Genomic DNA, 17,109 nt, shown 5'->3' with positions numbered 1-17,109 from the left:
AGTACGGGCCACTCCCCCACTTCAGGTCCGCACGCACGCCCGCAGGCCGCCGTCACTGGCTGCCGGACAGCTCCCCCGACAAGGTGGCGTGCATGCGGGCGCTGGGCTGGTTCAGCCCGATGATCCGTACGGTCTTGCCGCGGGCGGCGTACTTGGCCTCGACAGCGTCCAGGGCGGCGACGGAGGAGGCGTCCCAGATGTGGGCGTCGGTCAGGTCGATGACCACGTCGTCAGGGTCGGCGGCATAGTCGAACTGGGAGACCAGGTCGTTGCTGGAGGCGAAGAACAGCTCGCCGGTCACGGCGTAGACCACCTGCCCGCCGTCGGGATCGACGACGGCGGAGACCTCGGCCAGGTGCGCCACCCGGCGCGCGAAGATGACCAGCCCGGTCAGCGAACCGACGACGACGCCGATGGCCAGGTTGTGCGTGACGACCACGACCGCGACCGTGATGACCATGACGCCGATCTCACCGGCGGGCATGCGCCTGAGGGTGGCCGGGGCGATGGAGTGCCAGTCGAAGGTGCCGACCGAAACCAGGATCATCACGGCGACCAGCGCGGCCATCGGAATCTGGGAGACCAGCGGACCGAAGACGATGCACAGGACCATGAGCAGGACACCGGCGGTGAAGGTGGACAGCCGGGTGCGGGCGCCGTTCTTGACGTTGATCATGGTCTGGCCGATCATGGCGCAACCGCCCATACCGCCGAAGAAGCCGGTGACGATGTTGGCGACGCCCTGGCCGATGGACTCGCGCGTCTTGGAGGAGCGGGTGTCGGTGAGGTCGTCGACCAGCTTGGCGGTCATCAGCGACTCCATCAGCCCGACGAGGGCGAAGCCGAACGCGTACGGCGCGATGAGGGTGAGGGTGTCCAGCGTGAAAGCCACGTCGGGCAGACCGGGCACGGGCAGCGAGGACGGCAGCGTGCCACGATCGCCGACCGTGGGCACGGCCAGCCCGGCGCCGATCGTGAGGGCGGTGAGCGCGGCGATGGAGATCAGCGGAGCCGGGACCACCTTGGTCAGGCGGGGCAGGAACACCATCAGCGCCAGCGCGCTGCCGACCAGCGGATAGACGACCCAGGGCACGTCCACGAGCTCGGGCACCTGCGCCATGAAGATCAAGATGGCCAGGGCGTTGACGAAGCCCACCATGACACTGCGAGGCACGAAGCGCATCAGCTTCGCCACGCCGAGCGCGCCGAGCGCGACCTGGATGAGCCCGCCGAGAATGACGGTCGCGACCAGGTAGCCGAGGCCGTGCTCGCGGGCCAGCGGGGCGACGACCAGAGCGATGGCTCCGGTCGCGGCGGAGATCATGGCGGGGCGGCCGCCGGCGATGGCGATGACCACGGCCATGGTGAAGGAGGCGAACAGACCGACGCTGGGATCGACCCCGGCGATGATGGAGAACGAGATCGCCTCAGGGATCAGGGCAAGCGCGACGACCAAGCCGGACAGGATCTCGGTACGGGCCACCGAGGGCTTCAGCCATTCGGGGCGGCCAGGCCGCATGCGAGCAGGCAGGGTCAGAGGCGGGCGGGAAGGCACGGATGAGCTAGGCAATAGGAGTCCTTAAGGATGGAACAGCCCCGGAGGGCAGCGTCGCACCGGCCGGAGGCAGGGGCACGCTCGCGGGCGCGGAAAGGCGGCAGGCCGGACGGCGCTACCGCGGGCAGGTCACGGCGGGCAGCAGGCGGCGGTGATCAAAGGCATGCGCGCGTCGGTGTTCCTTACCTCGGGTGAGGGCGGCGCTCGGCGGCCCGGTGCGTGGGTGGCGGGATGTCCGGTCGGTACGGCGACGCCCCGACGCGGTCTGGCCAGCGGCAACTCTACCTTAACGTTAGGGTAGAGATCTGGCAGGGCTCGATGCGGCCGCCCTACCGGCTGACCAGTGAGGTTCTACAGAAGATGGACAGATCAGCGCCTTCCACCCCCGCGGGCGAGGCCCCGGCTCCGGCGGGCAGTGGCGGAGATCACAGCACAGGTCACCTGCACATCGGGCAGGTGGCCGCGCGCACGGAGCTGTCACTGCGGACCATCCGGCACTATGACGAGGTCGGCCTGGTCCGGCCCTCGGCGCGCAGCCAGGGCGGCTTCCGCCTCTATACCGAGGCCGACGTGGCCCGTCTGATGGTGATCCGCAGGATGAAGCCGCTCGGCTTCACCCTGGCGGAGATGGGCGAACTGCTGGCCATCACCGACCGGCTCGACGACCCCGGTGCGGCGGCGGAGCTGGAGACGGCCGAGCGTGAGCAGTTCCTGGCCAAACTGAGCTGGTTCGAGCAGGCCACCCGCGAACGCTGCGAGGCGCTCCGCACCCAGCTGAGCCGAGCCGAGGAGTTCGCCACCGACCTGCGGCGGCACGCCGACCGACTGACCGCCGGCCCCACCTGACCAGTGGCACCGCCCCGATGCATCAGGCCCGTGGCGTGCGTGGGTGAAGGCGACGTCGAAGGAGCATCATGACGCCCCCTCCCATGCCGCGCTCTTCGACAGAGATCCGCGCCTACCTCAAAGACCAGCTCAACCAGGCGCTTCGCCGGCCCGGCATGTTCGGCGGCGAGACGGCCCTGCGCCTCCTGTTCGACCATCTGGTCTACGCGGAACACCGGGAACAGGAGTGGGCGCAAACGATGCGGACCCTGGAATCGCGGGGCGCCTTCAACTCGCTCGGCGTGACGGGAGCGTTCAGAACCGTCCTGCCTGATGCCGGCGAGGACGGCGTCGCCTCGGTCTATGCCGAATTGGCCCACGATCGCGGATGGCTACTGGCCGACAGAACCCTGACCGCCGGAGAATACGGCTCCCTGCGCCGGGAGCTCATCGCTTGGACCGCTCACGACCGAACACTCACCGAAGTGCAGGAAGCGCTCGGCCCGCCTTCCGTTCTTCTCGGCGGCACCAACCCCTTCTACGGCAAGACGCTCGCCTACATGTCCGCACAGGCGACCGAACCGATCATCTTCCTACACCTCTGGAACGGGACCTCCGGGTCGAGGGAAACGACCTGGCATCCCATCTACGACGAACCCGTTCTCTTGGCCATCCGATTCGGGAAGGGAGCGTTCGCGGACACCTTCACGTTCACACCGGAGGGAAGCAGACGCCGCCCAGGGGGAACAGCCGCATGAGGTCACGTCCACCTCAGCCGATCGGCCAGCAGGGCCTGCTGGGCCGGGTTGGCGGTCAGCTCCAGCGCCCGCTCGTCGGCCCGCCGCGCCTGCCCACGGCGGTCCAGGTCACGCAGCAGCTCAGCCCGGGTGGCGTGGAAGAGCGGGTAACGCTCCAGCACCCGGCCGAGTGGCTCCAGCTCGGCCAGCGCCGCCTCGGGGCCTTTGACATGGCGCAGGGCGACGGCCCGGTGCAGCCGGGTGACGGGCGAGGGCGCCAGGTGCAGCAGCATGTCGTACAGCACCAGGATCTGCGCCCAGTCCGTGTCGGCGAAGGTCCCGGCCTCCGCGTGGCAGGCCACGATCGCCGCCTGGACCTGGTACGGCCCCGGCCGGCGGTGGGCGCGGGCGGTCCGCGTCAGCAGCGCCGTGGCCTGCTCGATGGCCTGCCGGTCCCAGAGGCCGCGGTCCTGATCGGCCAGCAGCACCAGCCGCCCGGCCGGGTCGAAGCGGGCCGCGCCCCGGGCCCGGTGCAGCCGGATCAGCGCCAGCAGCCCGGCCGCCTCCGGCTCCTTCGGCATCAGGTTCACCAGCAGCGCGGCCAGCCACTCGGCCTCCTCCACCAGGTCGCGCGCCTGCGCCCGCTCGGCCGTGCTCGACAGGTAGCCCTCGTTGAACAACAGATAGACGACCGCCAGCACCTCGCCGACGCGCCGCGGCAGCTCCTCCTCGGCGGGAATGCGGTACGGGATGCCGGCCTCGCCGATCTTCCGTTTGGCGCGGGTGATCCGCTGCGCCACAGTGGCCTCCGGCACGACGAAGGCCGCGGCGATCTGCGCCACCGACAGCCCGCACACCGCCCGCAACGTGAGCGCGATCTGCGCGGCGCGTGACAGCGCCGGATGGCAGCAGGTGAACACCAGCCGCAGCCGGTCGTCGCGCGGGGCGGGGTCCGGCCTGGTGAGCCCGGCGAGCTTGGCCCGGTAGTTCGACTCCCGGCGCAGCACGTCCAGGCCACGCCGCCGGGCCACGGTGAACAACCACGCGTCGGGCCGCTCCGGCACCCCCTCGACCGGCCAGCGCCGCAGCGCGGTCTCGACCGCGTCCTGCACCAGGTCCTCGGCGGCGGAGAAGTCGCCCAGCAACGACACCAGGGACGCGGCCAGCCGGCCCGCGTGCTCGCGCACCACCCCGGCCAGCACCTCCTCGTGCACCGGCCCGCTCATGAAAGGGGGCGGATCTCCACGATCGGGCAGGCCGGCCACGAGCGGGCGACCTTCAACGCCTCGTCCAGGTCGGCCACCTCGAGCTCGGCGAACCCGCTGACCACCTCCTTGCCCTCCACGAACGGCCCGTCGGTGACGACCGGCTCGCCCTGGTCCAGGCGCACCGTGGTGGCGGTGTGCACCGGCGCCAGATGCGCATGGTGGGTGATCTTGTCAGCGTGGTCGGCGAACCACTGCCCCACCGCCGCGTAGGCGGCTTCGCGCTCCAGTTCCCCCATCGCCTCCAGCTGGTGGGCGAACTCCTCGGTCTCGATGAACATCAGCACGTACTTCATGACGACTCCCCTTCAGCTCGCCGGGAGGGCGGCGTACAGGTCGACACCGTTCCCGTCCGGGTCGGCCACCGTGGCGTAGCGCATCCCCCAGAACGCGTCGAACGGCTCGGCGATCCCCCGGTGGCCCGCCTCGACGAGCTCGGCGTACCTGGCGTCCACCCCGGCCGGGGTCTCGAACTCGAAACACAGCAGAGTACGCGGCCCGCCGGTCGGCGCGCTCCAGCCGGGCAGGAACGGCGTGCGGAAACCCTCGGTGTCCAGCATCACATGCAGCCCGTTCGGCAGGTCGCAGCCGGCGTGTCCGGGCGAGTGCTCGTCCACCTTGAACTCGAGCCCGAGCCGGGCATAGAAGGCGATCGAGGCGTCCAGGTCGGACACCACGATGTCGATCGTGTTCAGCGTGGGATTCATGATGCGCTCCTTCGGGCTGGGTCGGCGAGGTTCCCCGGCTGTCCGCGCGATGCCCCATGCTCGCGTCACGTGTCCGCGACCCGACATCCCCGCTGACAGCCTGGCTCTTATCTCACAGACGATCGGCCGAGGCCCCGATACGACAGGTGCTGCTGATTACTTCACTGATCGGACGCCTTTACACTGTAGATTTTTAACCGAGGCACCGAGCCGCGAGGATCTGTTCCCGGAGGATGTCGGCATGGCCGAGGTGCTGGGCGAGCTCGCGCAGCATGTGCAGGTGGATCTGCCACAGGAAGCGCTCGCCGCGTCCCGTGACGACGGCGTCGAGGTCCAGGGAGGCCGTGTTCCTGCGGGACGTCTCGCAGATGTCCCGGTAGGCGGCCCGGACGGACGCGATCGTGTCGTCCCGCCCCAGGGCGAAGGAACGATCCGGCGTGGAGGCGATCCCGATCTCCTCGTACGAACGGCCGGTGATCGCCTGGTCGAACCAGACGCCTTCGACGTAGGTGACATGCTTGACGAGCCCCAGCGGGGTCGTCCTCGACGGTACGAGACGCCTTCGAGCCTCGTCCTCGGTGAGCCCTTCGAGGCTGTCGTGCAACCGGGAGCGGTACTCGTCCAGGAAGGCGTCCAGTTGGGCGCGCACGGCGCTGGCGGACATCATCCGTTCTCCTCAATCTGGAAAGGTCCGGGAGCAAGCAAGGATCCGCGCGGCCATGCGGGATTTGCAAAGGACGTTGCGGATCCGCAAAATCGGGGCATGGCCGAACCTCGGAGCGACGTGCCGGCCGGTGTCGGGCCGCGGCTGAAGGCGCTGCGCCTGGCGCGCGGGGCGACCCTGGCCGAGCTGGCGGAGCTGACCGGCCTGACGCCCAGCACGCTCTCGCGCCTGGAGAACGGGCGGCTCCGCCCGACCCTGGAGCAGTTGCTCCCGCTGGCCCGGACGCACGGCGTGACCCTCGACGAACTGGTCGACGCGCCGCCCACCGGCGACCCGCGCGTCCACATGCCGCCCGTCCACCGGTACGGGCTGACGTTCATACCGCTGACCCGGCGCGCCGGCGGCATCCAGGCGTTCAAGGTGATCCATCCGCCCGCCGGCGCCGACCTCACGCCGAGCCCGCGGGGGCACGAAGGCTACGAGTGGTTCTACGTCATGTCCGGGCACGTCCGGCTCGTCGTCGGCGACCGCGACCTGCGGCTCGGCCCCGGCGAGGCGGCCGAGTTCGACACCAGGCTGCCGCACTGGATCGGCAACACCGCCGACAAGCCCGCGGAGCTGCTCATGCTCTTCGGCGCCCAGGGAGAACGCGCCCACCTCTCGGTCTCCACGCCATGACCCCGATGAGTTTCCGCGCCGCCGGCGGTCATCACCGTCATGACGACCTTCGCGCTCATCCACGGCGGCGGCGGGAGCGCCTTCGACTGGCACCTGCTCGAAGCCGAGCTGCGCGGCCGCGGGCATGACACGGTCGCGGTGGACCTGCCCATGTCCGATCCGAGGGCAGGGCTGTGGGACTACGCCGACGCCGTCGTCCGGGCGGTCGGCGAGCGCCGCGACCTCGTCGTGGTCGCGCATTCGTGGGGCGGCTTCGTGGGCCCGCTCGTCTGCGCGCGGGTGGAGGCCGCCGCGCTCGTGCTGGTCACCGCCATGATCCCGAGCCCCGGCGAGACGCCGGACGACTGGTGGGAACGGAGCGGCCGGCCCCCGTCCGGCATCGACGACGAGTACGAGCTCTACCTGCAGGACGTACCCCGTGAGCTGGCCGAGCGGGTGCTGGCCCACGACGCCGCGCTCGCCGGGGACGTGAGCATGGACCGGGCCGGTCGCGAGCCCTGGCCGCTGGCCGCCTGGCCGGACGTGCCCACGAGATACCTGCTCTGCCGCGACGACCGCTGCTTCACGCCCGGATTCGTGCGCCGCCACGTGAAGGAGCGGCTCGGCATCGTCCCCGACGAGATGCCCGGCGGCCACATGGTGATGCTGTCGCGGCCGGGCGAGCTGGCCGGCTACCTGGTGGGGCTCCTGCCGTGACGGCCCCGGGCCGGGTCAGGCGCGCAGCCGCGCGTTGAGCCGTGCGGCCTGCCGCGTGAGGTGGTCGCGTTCGGGGAGGCTGGACGCCGACCGGGCGGCCTCGGCGTAGAGCCGTGCCGCGGTGACCAGGTCGCCGTCACGCTCGCGCAGGTACGCCGCGACGGCGGTGTGGCGGGGCAGGCCGGGGTCGAGCTCCGCCAGGGCGGCCAGGCCGGCCCGCGGGCCGTCGGCCTCGCCGACGGCGACGGCCCGGTTGAGCCGGGCCACCGGGCTGCCGGTGAGGCGCACCAGCTCGTCGTACCACTCGACGATCTGCACCCAGTCGGTCTCCTCGGCCGTCTGGGCGTCGGCATGGAGCGCGGCGACGGCAGCCTGGGCCTGGAACTCGCCCAGGCGGTCGCGGGCGAGTGCCGCCTGCAGCACGTCGACGCCCTCGGCGATCAGGCGGGTGTCCCACAGGCCGCGGTCCTGCTCGGCGAGCGGCACGAGCCTGCCGTCCGAGCCGGTCCGCGCCGGGCGCCGGGCGTGGTGCAGCAGCATGAGCGCGAGCAGGCCCGCGACCTCCTCGTGGTCGATCCTGGCCGCCAGCTGGCGGGTGAGCCTGATCGCCTCGGCGGCGAGGTCGACGTCACCGGAGTAGCCCTCGTTGAAGACCAGGTAGAGCACGCGCAGCACGGTGGCGACGTCACCGGGCTGGTTGAACCGGACGCCCGCGACGGTCCGCTTGGCCCTGCTGATCCGCTGGGCCATGGTCGCCTCCGGCACGAGGTACGCCTGCGCGATCTGACGCGTGGTCAGGCCGCCGACCGCGCGCAGCGTGAGCGCTACGGCCGAAGCCGGTGTCAGGGACGGGTGCGCGCACAGGAAGTACAGCTGGAGCGTGTCGTCCACCTCCTCCCCCGCCCCGGGCACGGGCTCACCCTCGGCGCGCTCCTCGCGGTGCCGCCTGGCGGTGTCGGCGCGGGCGGCGTCGAGGAACTTGCGCCACGCCACGGTGACCAGCCAGCCCTTCGGGTCCCGTGGCGGGTCGTCCGGCCACACGCGTACGGCCTCGACCAGGGCGTCCTGCACGGCGTCCTCGGCCGCCGCGAAGTCCGCTCCGCGGCGGACGAGAACGCCGATCACGGTGGGGGTGAGGGTCCGCAGGAGGGACTCATCCACCGTTCGTCACTCCGTGATGGTCGGGTGCGCGGTCAGGAACGGGCGCAGTTCGAGCCACTCGTGGATCGGTTCCCCGCCCGCGCCCGGAGCCGCGGACAGCTCGGCGGCCAGTTCGAGCGCCCGCTCGTAGCTGTCGACGTCGATCACCATCCAGCCGGCGATCAGGTCCTTCGTCTCCGCGAACGGGCCGTCGGTGACCGGCGGCCGCCCCTCGCCGTCGTAGCGGACGAACGTGCCCTCCGGGGAGAGCGCCTGACCGTCGACGAACTCGCCGGTGCCTTCGAGCCGGGCGGCGAAGTCGTCCATGTACTTCACGTGGGCCGTGACCTCCTCCGGCGTCCACTTGTCCATCGGCACGTCGTTGACCGCTGCCGGGGCGCCCCGGTAGTGCTTGAGCAGCAGGTACTTGGCCATGATGTCCTCCTTGGTGCGGTACGGCCATGGTGGCCGTGCTCGACTCTGGGACGGAGCCGCCCACGCGTTCTCGACATCCCACCGCGACATTTTTCCTGAAGCCTCCGCCGTGAGTGAGGCAGAGGTAGACCCAGCACTACCGTGCCCGCGCACCCGGATCGGTTAGCGTCGTGGGGTGCTCGCCCCCACCGCCCTGGCCGCCGTGACCCGCCGGCCGTCGGCGTTCCTCCGCTCGTCGTGGCCCTGGCGGTCGCTGGCCTACCTGCTGGGCAGCGCGATCCACGCGGTGGCGGCGTGCGTGGCGATCTACGCGGCCTACGCCTACGGCGTCGGGGTCGCGGCGGGGGGCGCGCTGCTCGCGCTGGCCGTGCTCTCCCTGCCGGCGGCGGCGTTCGAGCGGTGGCGGCTCCGGCTGGTGGACCGCGCGCCCGTCGACGACCCGCACGTCAGGCCGCCGCGGCCCGGTCCGCGCGCCTGGCTCGCCACCCGCCTGCGCGAGCAGGCGACCTGGCGGGAGCTGGGATTCACCGTCATCGCGGTGTCCGTGATGTGGTGGATGGACCTGGGATTCGTCTCGTCGGCGATCTGGCTGCCGCTGATGCTGCTGTCGGCGCCGTTCCAGCCGAGCCTGCACCTGGTGGAGAGCCTGCCGCTGATCGCCGCCGGGCTGCTGCTGTCGCCGCTCTTCGCGTACATGATGACCGCGTGGGCCGGCACCCGCGCGTTGCTCGTACGGGCTGTCCTGGCGCCGCGCGACGCGGAGATCATCCGCTCGCGCGCCCGGCTGGTCGACGCGTTCGAGGTCGAACGCCGCCGGATCGAGCGTGACCTGCACGACGGCGCCCAGCAGCGGCTGGTGGCCCTCAGCATGAAGCTCGGGCTGGCCCGGCTCGACCTGCCCCCGGGTTCGCCCGCCGAGGCGCAGCTCGCCGAGGCGCACGAGGAGGCCGGACGCGCCCTGGCCGAGCTGCGCGAGCTGATCAGGGGCGTCCACCCCCAGGTGCTCACCGACCGGGGGCTCGGCGCGGCCGTGCGCGACGTGGCGGGCCGCTCCCCCGTTCCCGTCGACGTCGACGTCTCGCTGCCCGGCCGGTTGCCGCCGTCGATCGAGGTGACCGCCTACTACGTCGTGTCGGAGGCTATGGCCAACCTCGCCAAGCACAGCGGGGCACGGCGCGGTTTCGTGCGCGCCCGGCTCCGCGACGGCGTGCTGGTGCTGGAGGTGGGCGACGACGGGGTGGGGGGCGCCGACCCGGCGGCCGGGTCCGGGCTGGCCGGGCTCGCGGACCGCGTGGCCGTCACCGACGGCCTGATGACCCTGTCCAGCCCGCCGGGCGGGCCGACGTCGCTGCGTGTGGAGATCCCATGCCCCGTCTCCGGGTAGCCCTCGCCGAGGACGGTGTGCTGCTCCGTGAGGGGCTCGCCGGGCTCCTCGACCGGTTCGGCCACGAGGTCGTCGCCTCGGTCGGCGACGGAGCGGCGCTGATCGCCGCCGTGGCCGAGCACGAGCCCGACATCGTCGTCGCCGACGTCCGCATGCCGCCCGGCTTCACCGACGAAGGGCTCCGCGCCGCGCTCACGCTGCGCGCCTCCCACCCGGGGCTCGCCGTGCTGGTGCTCAGCCAGTACGTCGAGCAGACGTACGCGGCCGAACTCCTCGACTCGGACGGCGGCTCCGGCATCGGCTACCTGCTGAAGGACCGGATCGGCGACGTGCGGGAGTTCGTGGACGCGGTGGAGCGGGTCGCCGCGGGGCGCACGGTCGTGGACCCGGAGGTGGTGCGGCAGTTGCTGAGCCGCCGCCGCGCGCCGCTGTCCCGGCTGACCTCGCGCGAGCGTGAGGTGCTCGGACTGGTCGCGGAGGGCCGCTCCAACGCCGCCGTCGCCCGCGCGCTGGTGGTCTCCGAGGCGGCGGTGTCCAAGCACATCGCCGGCATCCTGGCCAAGCTCGACCTGCCCCCGGCGGGGGACGACCACCGCCGCGTCCTCGCCGTCCTCGCCTACCTCCGGGGCCGGCCGGGCGGGCCGGAGGAGCGGCGCTGATCCGGCCGCACCTCAGCCGTCGAGCTTGCGGGCGATGGCTTCCAGGGCGGAGAGGTCCGCGGGTGAGAGCCGGTCGATGACGTGGCGGCGGACCGACTCCAGGTGGGCGGGGGCGGCGTCCTCCAGCGTCTCCAGGCCGCGTTCGGTGAGGACGAGATAGCAGCCCCGGCCGTCGGCCGGATCGGGCTCGCGCCGCAGCAGACCCCGGGCCTCCATGCGGGTGGCGTGCCGGGACAGGCGGCTGCGTGACCAGCCCATCTTGGCCGCCTGCTCGTGCAGCGTGCTGGTGCGGCCCGGACGCTCGGAGAGCGTGCTCAGCACTTCGTAGTCGGGATCGGACAGGCCGATCGCGGCCAGGTCGTGCGCGGTGCGCGACTGGACGGCGATCATCATGCGGCGCAGGGCGCGCCAGGCCCGTTCCTCGTCCGGGTCGAGCCAGCGGACCGTCCCCGGCGGTTTCTTTGACATGTAAACAAGTTACCAGCTACGTTCGTTTCCATGTCAACGAAAACTGTGCGGGTCCTCGTCCTGATGTGCAGCTCCCGTCCCGGCGCCCGGGGCCCGGCGGTGGCGGAGTGGCTGGCCGAGACGGTCGCGCCCCGCGCCGCGGAGCTCGGCGTGGAGCTCGTGCCGGTGGCCCTGCGCGACCTCGGCCTGCCGTTCCTGGACGAGGAGGACGAGCCCGCGTCCGGCGTCTACCGGCACGAGCACACCAAGCGGTGGAGCGCGACGGTGGACGCGGCCGACGGCTTCATCGCGGTCACCCCCGAGTACAACTACGGCATGCCCGCCATCCTCAAGAACGCCCTCGACTACCTCGGCCGCGAGTGGGCGTGGAAGCCGATGGGGTTCGTCAGCTACGGCAACACCTCGGCCGGCACCCGGTCGGTCCAGCACGCCAAGCAGGTGGTGACCACGCTGCGGCTGGTGCCCCTGGGCGCCACGCTCGCCCTGCGCATCGGCGACACCATGGAGAACGGGCGGGTCCGCCCCGACGCCGGCCGCGCCGCGATCGCCGTGGGGGTCCTGGACGAGCTGGTCCGGGTCGCCCGCGCCCTCCGGCCGCTGCGCGAGCAGGCCCGGTCGCAGCCGGGGCCGCTGCCGGGCTCGTACGTGAGAGAGCTGACCCCCGGCGACGCCGGGGAGGTCCTGGTGCTGCAGCGCTGCTGCTGGATGGAGGAGGCGCTGGCCAACGACACGCTGGCCGTCCCCGCTCTCGGCGAGTCGCTGGAGCGGGTGGGCGCATGGCTGGCCACCTGGCACACCACGGGCCTGTGGCAGGACGGCCGGCTCCTGGGCATGGTACGGGCGCGCCGTGTGGACGACGACTGGCACGTGGGCCGGCTCGGCGTCGTCCCCGACCTGCGCGGCCGGGGCGTGGGGCGCTGGCTGCTGGGCCGGGCCGAAGCCGCGGCCGAGGCCGGCTGCCGCCGCTTCGTGCTGCGCACCGGCGCCGAGAGCCGACGCAACCTCGCCCTCTACCACGCCCAGGGCTACCGGACGGAGTCGTCCGACGGCGCGACGGCCTTCCTCACCAAGCCGGTGCCCGCGCACGAGCCCGTCCCGGCGGCGGGTCAGCCGCCCGTGGTGGCATAGGTAGCGATGATCGCGCCCGTGCCGGTCACCTGGCTGTCGGCCAGCCGCAGCGACCGGAGCGCGCCGTCGTCACGGAAGAGACGCTTGCCGCCGCCCACCACCAGCGGGTCGATCATGAGCCGGAGCTCGTCCAGCAGGCCCAGGGCCAGCAGGGTCTGGACGAGTCCCGGGCTGCCGATCACATGCAGGTCGCCGCCTTCCTCCGTTTTCAGCGCTCGCACGGCCGCGCCGGCATCGTCCCCCAGCAGCCTCGCGTTCCGCCAGCCGAGCGGCTCGGCGAGGGTGGTCGAGGCGACGTACTTCGGCAACGCGTTCAGGGGCTCGGCGAGCACCTGCTGGTCCTGCGGCGCGTCCGGCCAGTGGGCGGCGAAGATCTCGTACGTGCCGCGCCCCAGCAGGTAGCCGCCCGCGCCGCGGACGTTGTCGATCACCCACTTCATCGACAGGTCGTCGAAGTAGCGGGCGTGCCAGCCGCCGTGCGTGAAGCCGCCGGCCGCGTCCTCGTCGGCGTAGCTGGGTGACTGCACCACCCCGTCCAGCGTCATCCACTCGTTCGCGATCACTTTCCGCATTCCGGCCTCCTGGCAGTCGTGGAGCCTGTCATCCGCGAGGACGGAGCCGGGCGCCCGTTCTCGACATGGCGGGCTTAACCGGCATGTCACAGGCGGGAGCCGCTGTCTCGTCTACGGGGTAGAGGCAATCTTCGATTGAGGGATGGACGATGAATCTCGCGCTGTGGATCGCTGCCGGACTGCTGGCCGCGGTTGCCCTGCTCGGCGGCATCACCAAGACTTTCGTGCCGAGGGAGAAACTGGCCGCGGCCCACGGCGGAGGATGGACCGGTGACGTCAGCGCGGGCTTCGTCAAGACCCTGGGCGTTCTCGAACTCCTGGCCGCGCTGGGCCTGATCCTGCCCGCCGTGCTCGGCATCGCGCCGGTTCTGGTGCCGGTGACCGCCGTGTGCTGGGTCCTGCTGATGATCGGGGCGATGATCACGCACGGCCGCCGCGGCGAGTACTCTCTCTCGGCGCTGAACCTGGTATATCTCGCCATCGCCGCGTTCATCGCGTGGGGCCGCTTCGGCCCCGAGTCCTTCGTCGGCTGACCGGCGGGGAGGAGCCGTCATGAGCAGGACCGAGGAGTTCGAGGAGCTGCGGCCGCTGCTGTTCTCGATCGCGTACCGGATCCTGGGCAGTGTGAGCGAGGCCGAGGACGCGGTCCAGGAGACCTGGCTGCGCTTCCAGGCCTCCCCCGCCCGGCCCAGGTCGGTCAGGGCTTTCCTGTCGGCCACGGTCACCAGGATCGCGATCGACGTGCTGCGCTCGGCCCGCGTCCGGCGGGAGGAGTACCTCGGGCCGTGGCTTCCGGAGCCGCTGCTCGCCGACCCCTACGAGGATCCGGAGCGGTCGGCGGAGCTGGCCGACTCGGTGTCGACGGCGGCCCTGCTGCTGCTGGAGCGGCTCAGCCCGCTGGAGCGGGCGGTCTTCGTGCTGCGGGAGGTGTTCGGCTTCGGCTTCCCCGAGGTAGCGGCGGCCGTCGGACGTTCGGAGGCGGCGTGCCGCCAGCTCGCCGTGCGGGCGCGGCGCCACATGACCGAGGGACGGCCCCGCTTCGAAGCGGATCGCAGGGAGCGGGAGGCCCTGGCGTCGCGGTTCTTCGACGCGCTGCGCGAAGGCGACGTCGCCGGCCTCCAGGAGTTGCTCGCGGCCGACGTGTCGATGGTCGGCGACGGCGGCGGCAAGGCCCCGCAACTGGCCAGGGCCGTCGCCGGCGCCGGGAACGTGGCCAGGCTGCTCGCCTCCGTCTTCCCCCGGATGGCCCTGATCGACGTGGCGTTCGAGCCGCACGACGTCAACGGCGAGCCGGGCGCGATCTTCCGCGACCGGGACGGGAAGGTGCTCCACACCCTCGCGCTGGACGTCCTCGACGGGCGGATCCAGACGATCCGCGCGGTGATCAACCCCGACAAGCTCGGGCACGTGGGCCCGGTGGCGGACGCCTGGGCGATCGACCGCGAGGCACGGCGGGCGCGGTGACAACCCGGGTTGGTTCCCGGATGTGAGGCGCTCCGGCGAGGACGAGTGCCTGATGGCGCTCGTCCTCGCCCGAGACGTGCCGTCCGGCTCCGAGCCCGGGTCAGACCTCTTCCACGCTGCTCGGCTCACGCCGGGACAGGTCGATGCCGAGCTCCTCCGCGGCGCGGAAGACGTCCTCGTCGGTGTCGCGCATCTCGATGGACATGCCATCGGTGGAGAGCACCTCGACGTTGAGGCAGAGCGACTGCATCTCCTTGATCAGCACCTTGAAGGACTCCGGGATGCCGGGCTCGGGGATGTTCTCGCCCTTGACGATGGCCTCGTAGACCTTCACCCGGCCGAGAACGTCGTCGGACTTGATGGTCAGCAGCTCCTGCAGGGCGTAGGCGGCGCCGTAGGCCTCCAGCGCCCACACCTCCATCTCACCGAAGCGCTGGCCGCCGAACTGGGCCTTACCGCCGAGCGGCTGCTGGGTGATCATGGAGTACGGGCCGGTCGACCGCGCGTGGATCTTGTCGTCGACCAGGTGGTGGAGCTTCAGGATGTAGATGTAGCCCACGGCGATGGGGTGCGGGAACGGCTCGCCGGAACGACCGTCGAACAGCCGGGCCTTCCCGCTGCGCTCCACCAGCCGGTCGCCGTCGCGGTTGGGGACGGTGTTGTCGAGCAGACCGATGATCTCCTCTTCGTGGGCGCCGTCGAAGACGGGCGTGGCGACGTTGGTGCCGGGCTCGACGCGTTCGAAGCCCTTCTCGCGCAGCCGCTCGGCCCACGCCTCCTGGATGCCGGTGATGTCCCAGCCCCGGGCGGCGATCCACCCCAGATGGGTCTCCAGCACCTGGCCCACGTTCATCCGGCCGGGCACGCCCAGCGGGTTGAGGATGATGTCGACCGGCGTGCCGTCCTCCAGGAACGGCATGTCCTCCACCGGCAGGATCTTCGAGATGACGCCCTTGTTGCCGTGACGGCCGGCCAGCTTGTCACCATCGGTGATCTTACGCTTCTGCGCCACGTACACGCGCACCAGCTCGTTGACCCCCGGCGGCAGCTCGTCGCCCTCCTCACGGGAGAACACCCGAACCCCGATGACCTTGCCCTGCTCACCGTGCGGCACCTTCAGCGAGGTGTCACGCACCTCACGCGCCTTCTCACCGAAGATCGCCCGCAGCAGCCGCTCCTCCGGAGTCAGCTCGGTCTCACCCTTCGGCGTGACCTTGCCGACCAGGATGTCGCCGGGAACCACCTCGGCGCCGATCCGGATGATGCCGCGCTCGTCGAGATCAGCCAGCACCTCCTCGGAGACGTTCGGGATGTCCCGGGTGATCTCCTCAGGGCCCAGCTTCGTGTCACGGGCGTCGACCTCGTGCTCCTCGATGTGGATCGAGGACAGCACGTCGTCCTGCACCAGCCGCTGGGACAGGATGATCGCGTCTTCGTAGTTGTGGCCCTCCCACGGCATGAACGCCACCAGGAGGTTCTTGCCCAGCGCCATCTCGCCGTTCTCGGTGCAGGGACCGTCGGCGATGACCTGGTTGACCTCGATCCGGTCACCCTCGGCCACGATCGGCTTCTGGTTGAACGAGGTGCCCTGGTTGGACCGCTTGAACTTGGCCACCCGGTAAGTGGTGCGGGTGCCGTCGTCGTTGGCCACGGTGATGTAATCCGCCGAGACCTCCTCGGCCACCCCTGCCTTCTCCGCGATCACCATGTCGCCGGGATCGGTCGCGGCACGGTATTCCATGCCGGTGCCGACCAGCGGCGCCTCGCTCTTGAGCAGCGGCACCGACTGGCGCATCATGTTGGCGCCCATGAGCGCCCGGTTGGCGTCGTCGTGCTCCAGGAACGGGATCATCGCGGTGGCGACCGACACCATCTGGCGCGGCGACACGTCCATGTAATGCACGTCGTCGGAGCGTACGTACTCGAACTCGCCGCCCTTGGTGCGGACCAGCACGCGCCGTTCGGCGAACCCGCCGTCGGCCGACAGCGGGGAGTTGGCCTGGGCGATGACGTAGCGGTCTTCCTCGTCGGCGGTGAGGTACACGATCTGGTCGGTCACCTTGCTGTCGACGACCTTGCGGTAGGGCGTCTCGATGAAGCCGAACGGGTTGAGCCTGGCGAAGGAGGCGAGCGAGCCGATCAGGCCGATGTTGGGGCCTTCGGGAGTCTCGATCGGGCACATCCGGCCGTAGTGGGACGGGTGCACGTCGCGGACCTCCATGCCCGCCCGCTCACGCGACAGGCCGCCGGGGCCGAGCGCGTTCAGCCGCCGCTTGTGCGTCAGGCCGGCCAGCGGGTTGGTGTGGTCCATGAACTGGGACAGCTGGGAGGTGCCGAAGAACTCCTTGATCGACGCCACCACCGGGCGGATGTTGATCAGGGTCTGCGGCGTGATCGCCTCGACGTCCTGCGTGGTCATCCGCTCGCGGACGACGCGCTCCATGCGGGCCAGGCCCAGGCGGACCTGGTTCTGGATGAGCTCGCCGACGCTGCGGATGCGGCGGTTGCCGAAGTGGTCGATGTCGTCGACCTCCACGACGGCCTCACCCATCGAGGTCTCGCCGGCGTGCAGCCGCACCAGGTATTCGATGATCGAGACGATGTCTTCCTCGGTCAGCGTGCCCTGGGAGATGTCGGCGCCGACGCCGAGCTTCTTGTTGATCTTGTAGCGGCCGACCTTCGCCAGGTCGTAACGCTTCGGGTTGAAATACAGGTTCTCCAGCAGGGTCTGC

Annotated in this window: 19 protein-coding genes; 9 read left to right on the top strand and 10 right to left on the bottom strand. The window is 71.3% G+C overall.

From position 1 onward, the window contains the following. Positions 1 to 52: 52 nt before the first annotated feature. Positions 53 to 1,519 carry a SulP family inorganic anion transporter gene (locus ACIBF7_RS42630; protein ID WP_397199661.1) on the bottom strand — a complete coding sequence of 489 codons (1,467 nt, stop codon included), beginning with the start codon at positions 1,517 to 1,519 and terminating at the stop codon, positions 53 to 55. A 396-nt stretch (positions 1,520 to 1,915) separates the two neighbouring features. Here ACIBF7_RS42630 and ACIBF7_RS42625 point away from each other — a divergent pair, with 396 nt between their 5' ends. Both ACIBF7_RS42625 and ACIBF7_RS42620 read left to right on the top strand, forming a co-directional pair. Beyond that, positions 1,916 to 2,401 carry a MerR family transcriptional regulator gene (locus tag ACIBF7_RS42625; RefSeq protein WP_148031764.1) on the top strand — a complete coding sequence of 162 codons (486 nt, stop codon included), beginning with the start codon at positions 1,916 to 1,918 and terminating at the stop codon, positions 2,399 to 2,401. 68 nt (positions 2,402 to 2,469) lie between these two features. Further along, complete coding sequence (locus ACIBF7_RS42620) at positions 2,470 to 3,138, top strand: hypothetical protein (RefSeq protein ID WP_397199660.1); 669 nt, start codon at positions 2,470 to 2,472, stop codon at positions 3,136 to 3,138. Between the two features lie 2 nt (positions 3,139 to 3,140). On the opposite strand, the gene ACIBF7_RS42615 is transcribed toward ACIBF7_RS42620, so the two are convergent. The 4 genes from ACIBF7_RS42615 to ACIBF7_RS42600 form a co-directional block, all read right to left on the bottom strand. Next, positions 3,141 to 4,343, bottom strand: a complete 1,203-nt coding sequence (locus ACIBF7_RS42615) for an RNA polymerase sigma factor (RefSeq protein ID WP_397199659.1) — start codon at positions 4,341 to 4,343, stop codon at positions 3,141 to 3,143. Continuing rightward, positions 4,340 to 4,678, bottom strand: a complete 339-nt coding sequence (locus ACIBF7_RS42610) for a YciI family protein (protein WP_187281172.1) — start codon at positions 4,676 to 4,678, stop codon at positions 4,340 to 4,342. Before ACIBF7_RS42610 ends, ACIBF7_RS42615 begins: the two co-directional genes overlap by 4 nt. Positions 4,679 to 4,690: 12 nt before the next feature. After that, complete coding sequence (locus tag ACIBF7_RS42605) at positions 4,691 to 5,089, bottom strand: VOC family protein (RefSeq protein ID WP_187281173.1); 399 nt, start codon at positions 5,087 to 5,089, stop codon at positions 4,691 to 4,693. Positions 5,090 to 5,282: 193 nt separating this feature from the next. Continuing rightward, positions 5,283 to 5,756 carry a DinB family protein gene (locus ACIBF7_RS42600; protein WP_397199658.1) on the bottom strand — a complete coding sequence of 158 codons (474 nt, stop codon included), beginning with the start codon at positions 5,754 to 5,756 and terminating at the stop codon, positions 5,283 to 5,285. Between the two features lie 96 nt (positions 5,757 to 5,852). On the opposite strand from ACIBF7_RS42600, the gene ACIBF7_RS42595 reads away from it, so the two are divergent. Both ACIBF7_RS42595 and ACIBF7_RS42590 read left to right on the top strand, forming a co-directional pair. Then, positions 5,853 to 6,431, top strand: coding sequence for a helix-turn-helix domain-containing protein (locus ACIBF7_RS42595; protein WP_397199657.1), 579 nt, complete (start codon positions 5,853 to 5,855; stop codon positions 6,429 to 6,431). A 39-nt stretch (positions 6,432 to 6,470) separates the two neighbouring features. Beyond that, on the top strand, positions 6,471 to 7,127 hold the full coding sequence (locus ACIBF7_RS42590; RefSeq protein ID WP_148031770.1) for an alpha/beta fold hydrolase: 657 nt from the start codon (positions 6,471 to 6,473) through the stop codon (positions 7,125 to 7,127). A 15-nt stretch (positions 7,128 to 7,142) separates the two neighbouring features. Here the strand turns inward: ACIBF7_RS42590 and ACIBF7_RS42585 are convergent, their stop codons facing one another. Further along, positions 7,143 to 8,288: an RNA polymerase sigma factor gene (locus ACIBF7_RS42585; protein WP_397199656.1), complete on the bottom strand. Its 1,146-nt coding sequence runs from the start codon at positions 8,286 to 8,288 to the stop codon at positions 7,143 to 7,145. Between the two features lie 6 nt (positions 8,289 to 8,294). Beyond that, positions 8,295 to 8,702 carry a YciI family protein gene (locus ACIBF7_RS42580; protein WP_148031772.1) on the bottom strand — a complete coding sequence of 136 codons (408 nt, stop codon included), beginning with the start codon at positions 8,700 to 8,702 and terminating at the stop codon, positions 8,295 to 8,297. A gap of 175 nt (positions 8,703 to 8,877) precedes the next feature. Here ACIBF7_RS42580 and ACIBF7_RS42575 point away from each other — a divergent pair, with 175 nt between their 5' ends. Continuing rightward, entirely contained in the window at positions 8,878 to 10,086 is a 1,209-nt protein-coding gene (locus tag ACIBF7_RS42575; protein ID WP_397199655.1) for a sensor histidine kinase, read from the top strand. Further along, on the top strand, positions 10,068 to 10,745 hold the full coding sequence (locus tag ACIBF7_RS42570; RefSeq protein ID WP_397199654.1) for a response regulator: 678 nt from the start codon (positions 10,068 to 10,070) through the stop codon (positions 10,743 to 10,745). Before ACIBF7_RS42575 ends, ACIBF7_RS42570 begins: the two co-directional genes overlap by 19 nt. A gap of 12 nt (positions 10,746 to 10,757) precedes the next feature. Here ACIBF7_RS42570 and ACIBF7_RS42565 read toward each other — a convergent pair whose 3' ends face one another. After that, positions 10,758 to 11,213 (bottom strand): MarR family winged helix-turn-helix transcriptional regulator, encoded by a 456-nt coding sequence (locus ACIBF7_RS42565; protein WP_397199653.1) that lies wholly within the window; start codon positions 11,211 to 11,213, stop codon positions 10,758 to 10,760. A gap of 30 nt (positions 11,214 to 11,243) precedes the next feature. Between ACIBF7_RS42565 and ACIBF7_RS42560 the strand changes: the two genes are divergently transcribed. Continuing rightward, a complete protein-coding gene (locus ACIBF7_RS42560; protein ID WP_397199652.1) occupies positions 11,244 to 12,341 on the top strand; it encodes a GNAT family N-acetyltransferase in 1,098 nt (365 codons plus the stop codon). On the opposite strand, the gene ACIBF7_RS42555 is transcribed toward ACIBF7_RS42560, so the two are convergent. Continuing rightward, positions 12,320 to 12,913, bottom strand: coding sequence for a dihydrofolate reductase family protein (locus ACIBF7_RS42555; protein WP_397199651.1), 594 nt, complete (start codon positions 12,911 to 12,913; stop codon positions 12,320 to 12,322). The genes ACIBF7_RS42560 and ACIBF7_RS42555 overlap by 22 nt on opposite strands. Before the next feature lie 149 nt (positions 12,914 to 13,062). On the opposite strand from ACIBF7_RS42555, the gene ACIBF7_RS42550 reads away from it, so the two are divergent. Next, complete coding sequence (locus tag ACIBF7_RS42550) at positions 13,063 to 13,446, top strand: DoxX family protein (RefSeq protein WP_219547490.1); 384 nt, start codon at positions 13,063 to 13,065, stop codon at positions 13,444 to 13,446. A 19-nt stretch (positions 13,447 to 13,465) separates the two neighbouring features. Continuing rightward, the gene (locus ACIBF7_RS42545; protein ID WP_397199650.1) at positions 13,466 to 14,377 is read left to right on the top strand and encodes an RNA polymerase sigma-70 factor; all 912 of its coding nucleotides are present in this window, start codon (positions 13,466 to 13,468) and stop codon (positions 14,375 to 14,377) included. Between the two features lie 100 nt (positions 14,378 to 14,477). Here the strand turns inward: ACIBF7_RS42545 and rpoB are convergent. Next, positions 14,478 to 17,109: DNA-directed RNA polymerase subunit beta (gene rpoB, locus ACIBF7_RS42540; RefSeq protein WP_397199649.1), on the bottom strand; the 2,632-nt coding region annotated here is incomplete at its 5' end.

Source organism: Nonomuraea sp. NPDC050478 (assembly GCF_044458265.1).
Lineage (GTDB): Bacteria > Actinomycetota > Actinomycetes > Streptosporangiales > Streptosporangiaceae > Nonomuraea > Nonomuraea ferruginea.
The sequence above is the reverse complement of the archived record's forward strand: the minus strand, read 5'-3'. Positions and strand labels throughout refer to the sequence as shown.

Excerpts from the sequence above, each read along its gene's own strand:
- ACIBF7_RS42630 (WP_397199661.1), bottom strand. The coding sequence starts at position 1,519 with ATGCGGCCTGGCCGCCCCGAATGGCTGAAGCCCTCGGTGGCCCGTACC.
- ACIBF7_RS42625 (WP_148031764.1), top strand. The coding sequence starts at position 1,916 with ATGGACAGATCAGCGCCTTCCACCCCCGCGGGCGAGGCCCCGGCTCCG.
- ACIBF7_RS42620 (WP_397199660.1), top strand. The coding sequence starts at position 2,470 with ATGACGCCCCCTCCCATGCCGCGCTCTTCGACAGAGATCCGCGCCTAC.
- ACIBF7_RS42615 (WP_397199659.1), bottom strand. The coding sequence starts at position 4,343 with ATGAGCGGGCCGGTGCACGAGGAGGTGCTGGCCGGGGTGGTGCGCGAG.
- ACIBF7_RS42610 (WP_187281172.1), bottom strand. The coding sequence starts at position 4,678 with ATGAAGTACGTGCTGATGTTCATCGAGACCGAGGAGTTCGCCCACCAG.
- ACIBF7_RS42605 (WP_187281173.1), bottom strand. The coding sequence starts at position 5,089 with ATGAATCCCACGCTGAACACGATCGACATCGTGGTGTCCGACCTGGAC.
- ACIBF7_RS42600 (WP_397199658.1), bottom strand. The coding sequence starts at position 5,756 with ATGATGTCCGCCAGCGCCGTGCGCGCCCAACTGGACGCCTTCCTGGAC.
- ACIBF7_RS42595 (WP_397199657.1), top strand. The coding sequence starts at position 5,853 with ATGGCCGAACCTCGGAGCGACGTGCCGGCCGGTGTCGGGCCGCGGCTG.
- ACIBF7_RS42590 (WP_148031770.1), top strand. The coding sequence starts at position 6,471 with ATGACGACCTTCGCGCTCATCCACGGCGGCGGCGGGAGCGCCTTCGAC.
- ACIBF7_RS42580 (WP_148031772.1), bottom strand. The coding sequence starts at position 8,702 with ATGGCCAAGTACCTGCTGCTCAAGCACTACCGGGGCGCCCCGGCAGCG.
- ACIBF7_RS42570 (WP_397199654.1), top strand. The coding sequence starts at position 10,068 with ATGCCCCGTCTCCGGGTAGCCCTCGCCGAGGACGGTGTGCTGCTCCGT.
- ACIBF7_RS42565 (WP_397199653.1), bottom strand. The coding sequence starts at position 11,213 with ATGTCAAAGAAACCGCCGGGGACGGTCCGCTGGCTCGACCCGGACGAG.
- ACIBF7_RS42560 (WP_397199652.1), top strand. The coding sequence starts at position 11,244 with ATGTCAACGAAAACTGTGCGGGTCCTCGTCCTGATGTGCAGCTCCCGT.
- ACIBF7_RS42555 (WP_397199651.1), bottom strand. The coding sequence starts at position 12,913 with ATGCGGAAAGTGATCGCGAACGAGTGGATGACGCTGGACGGGGTGGTG.
- ACIBF7_RS42550 (WP_219547490.1), top strand. The coding sequence starts at position 13,063 with ATGAATCTCGCGCTGTGGATCGCTGCCGGACTGCTGGCCGCGGTTGCC.
- ACIBF7_RS42545 (WP_397199650.1), top strand. The coding sequence starts at position 13,466 with ATGAGCAGGACCGAGGAGTTCGAGGAGCTGCGGCCGCTGCTGTTCTCG.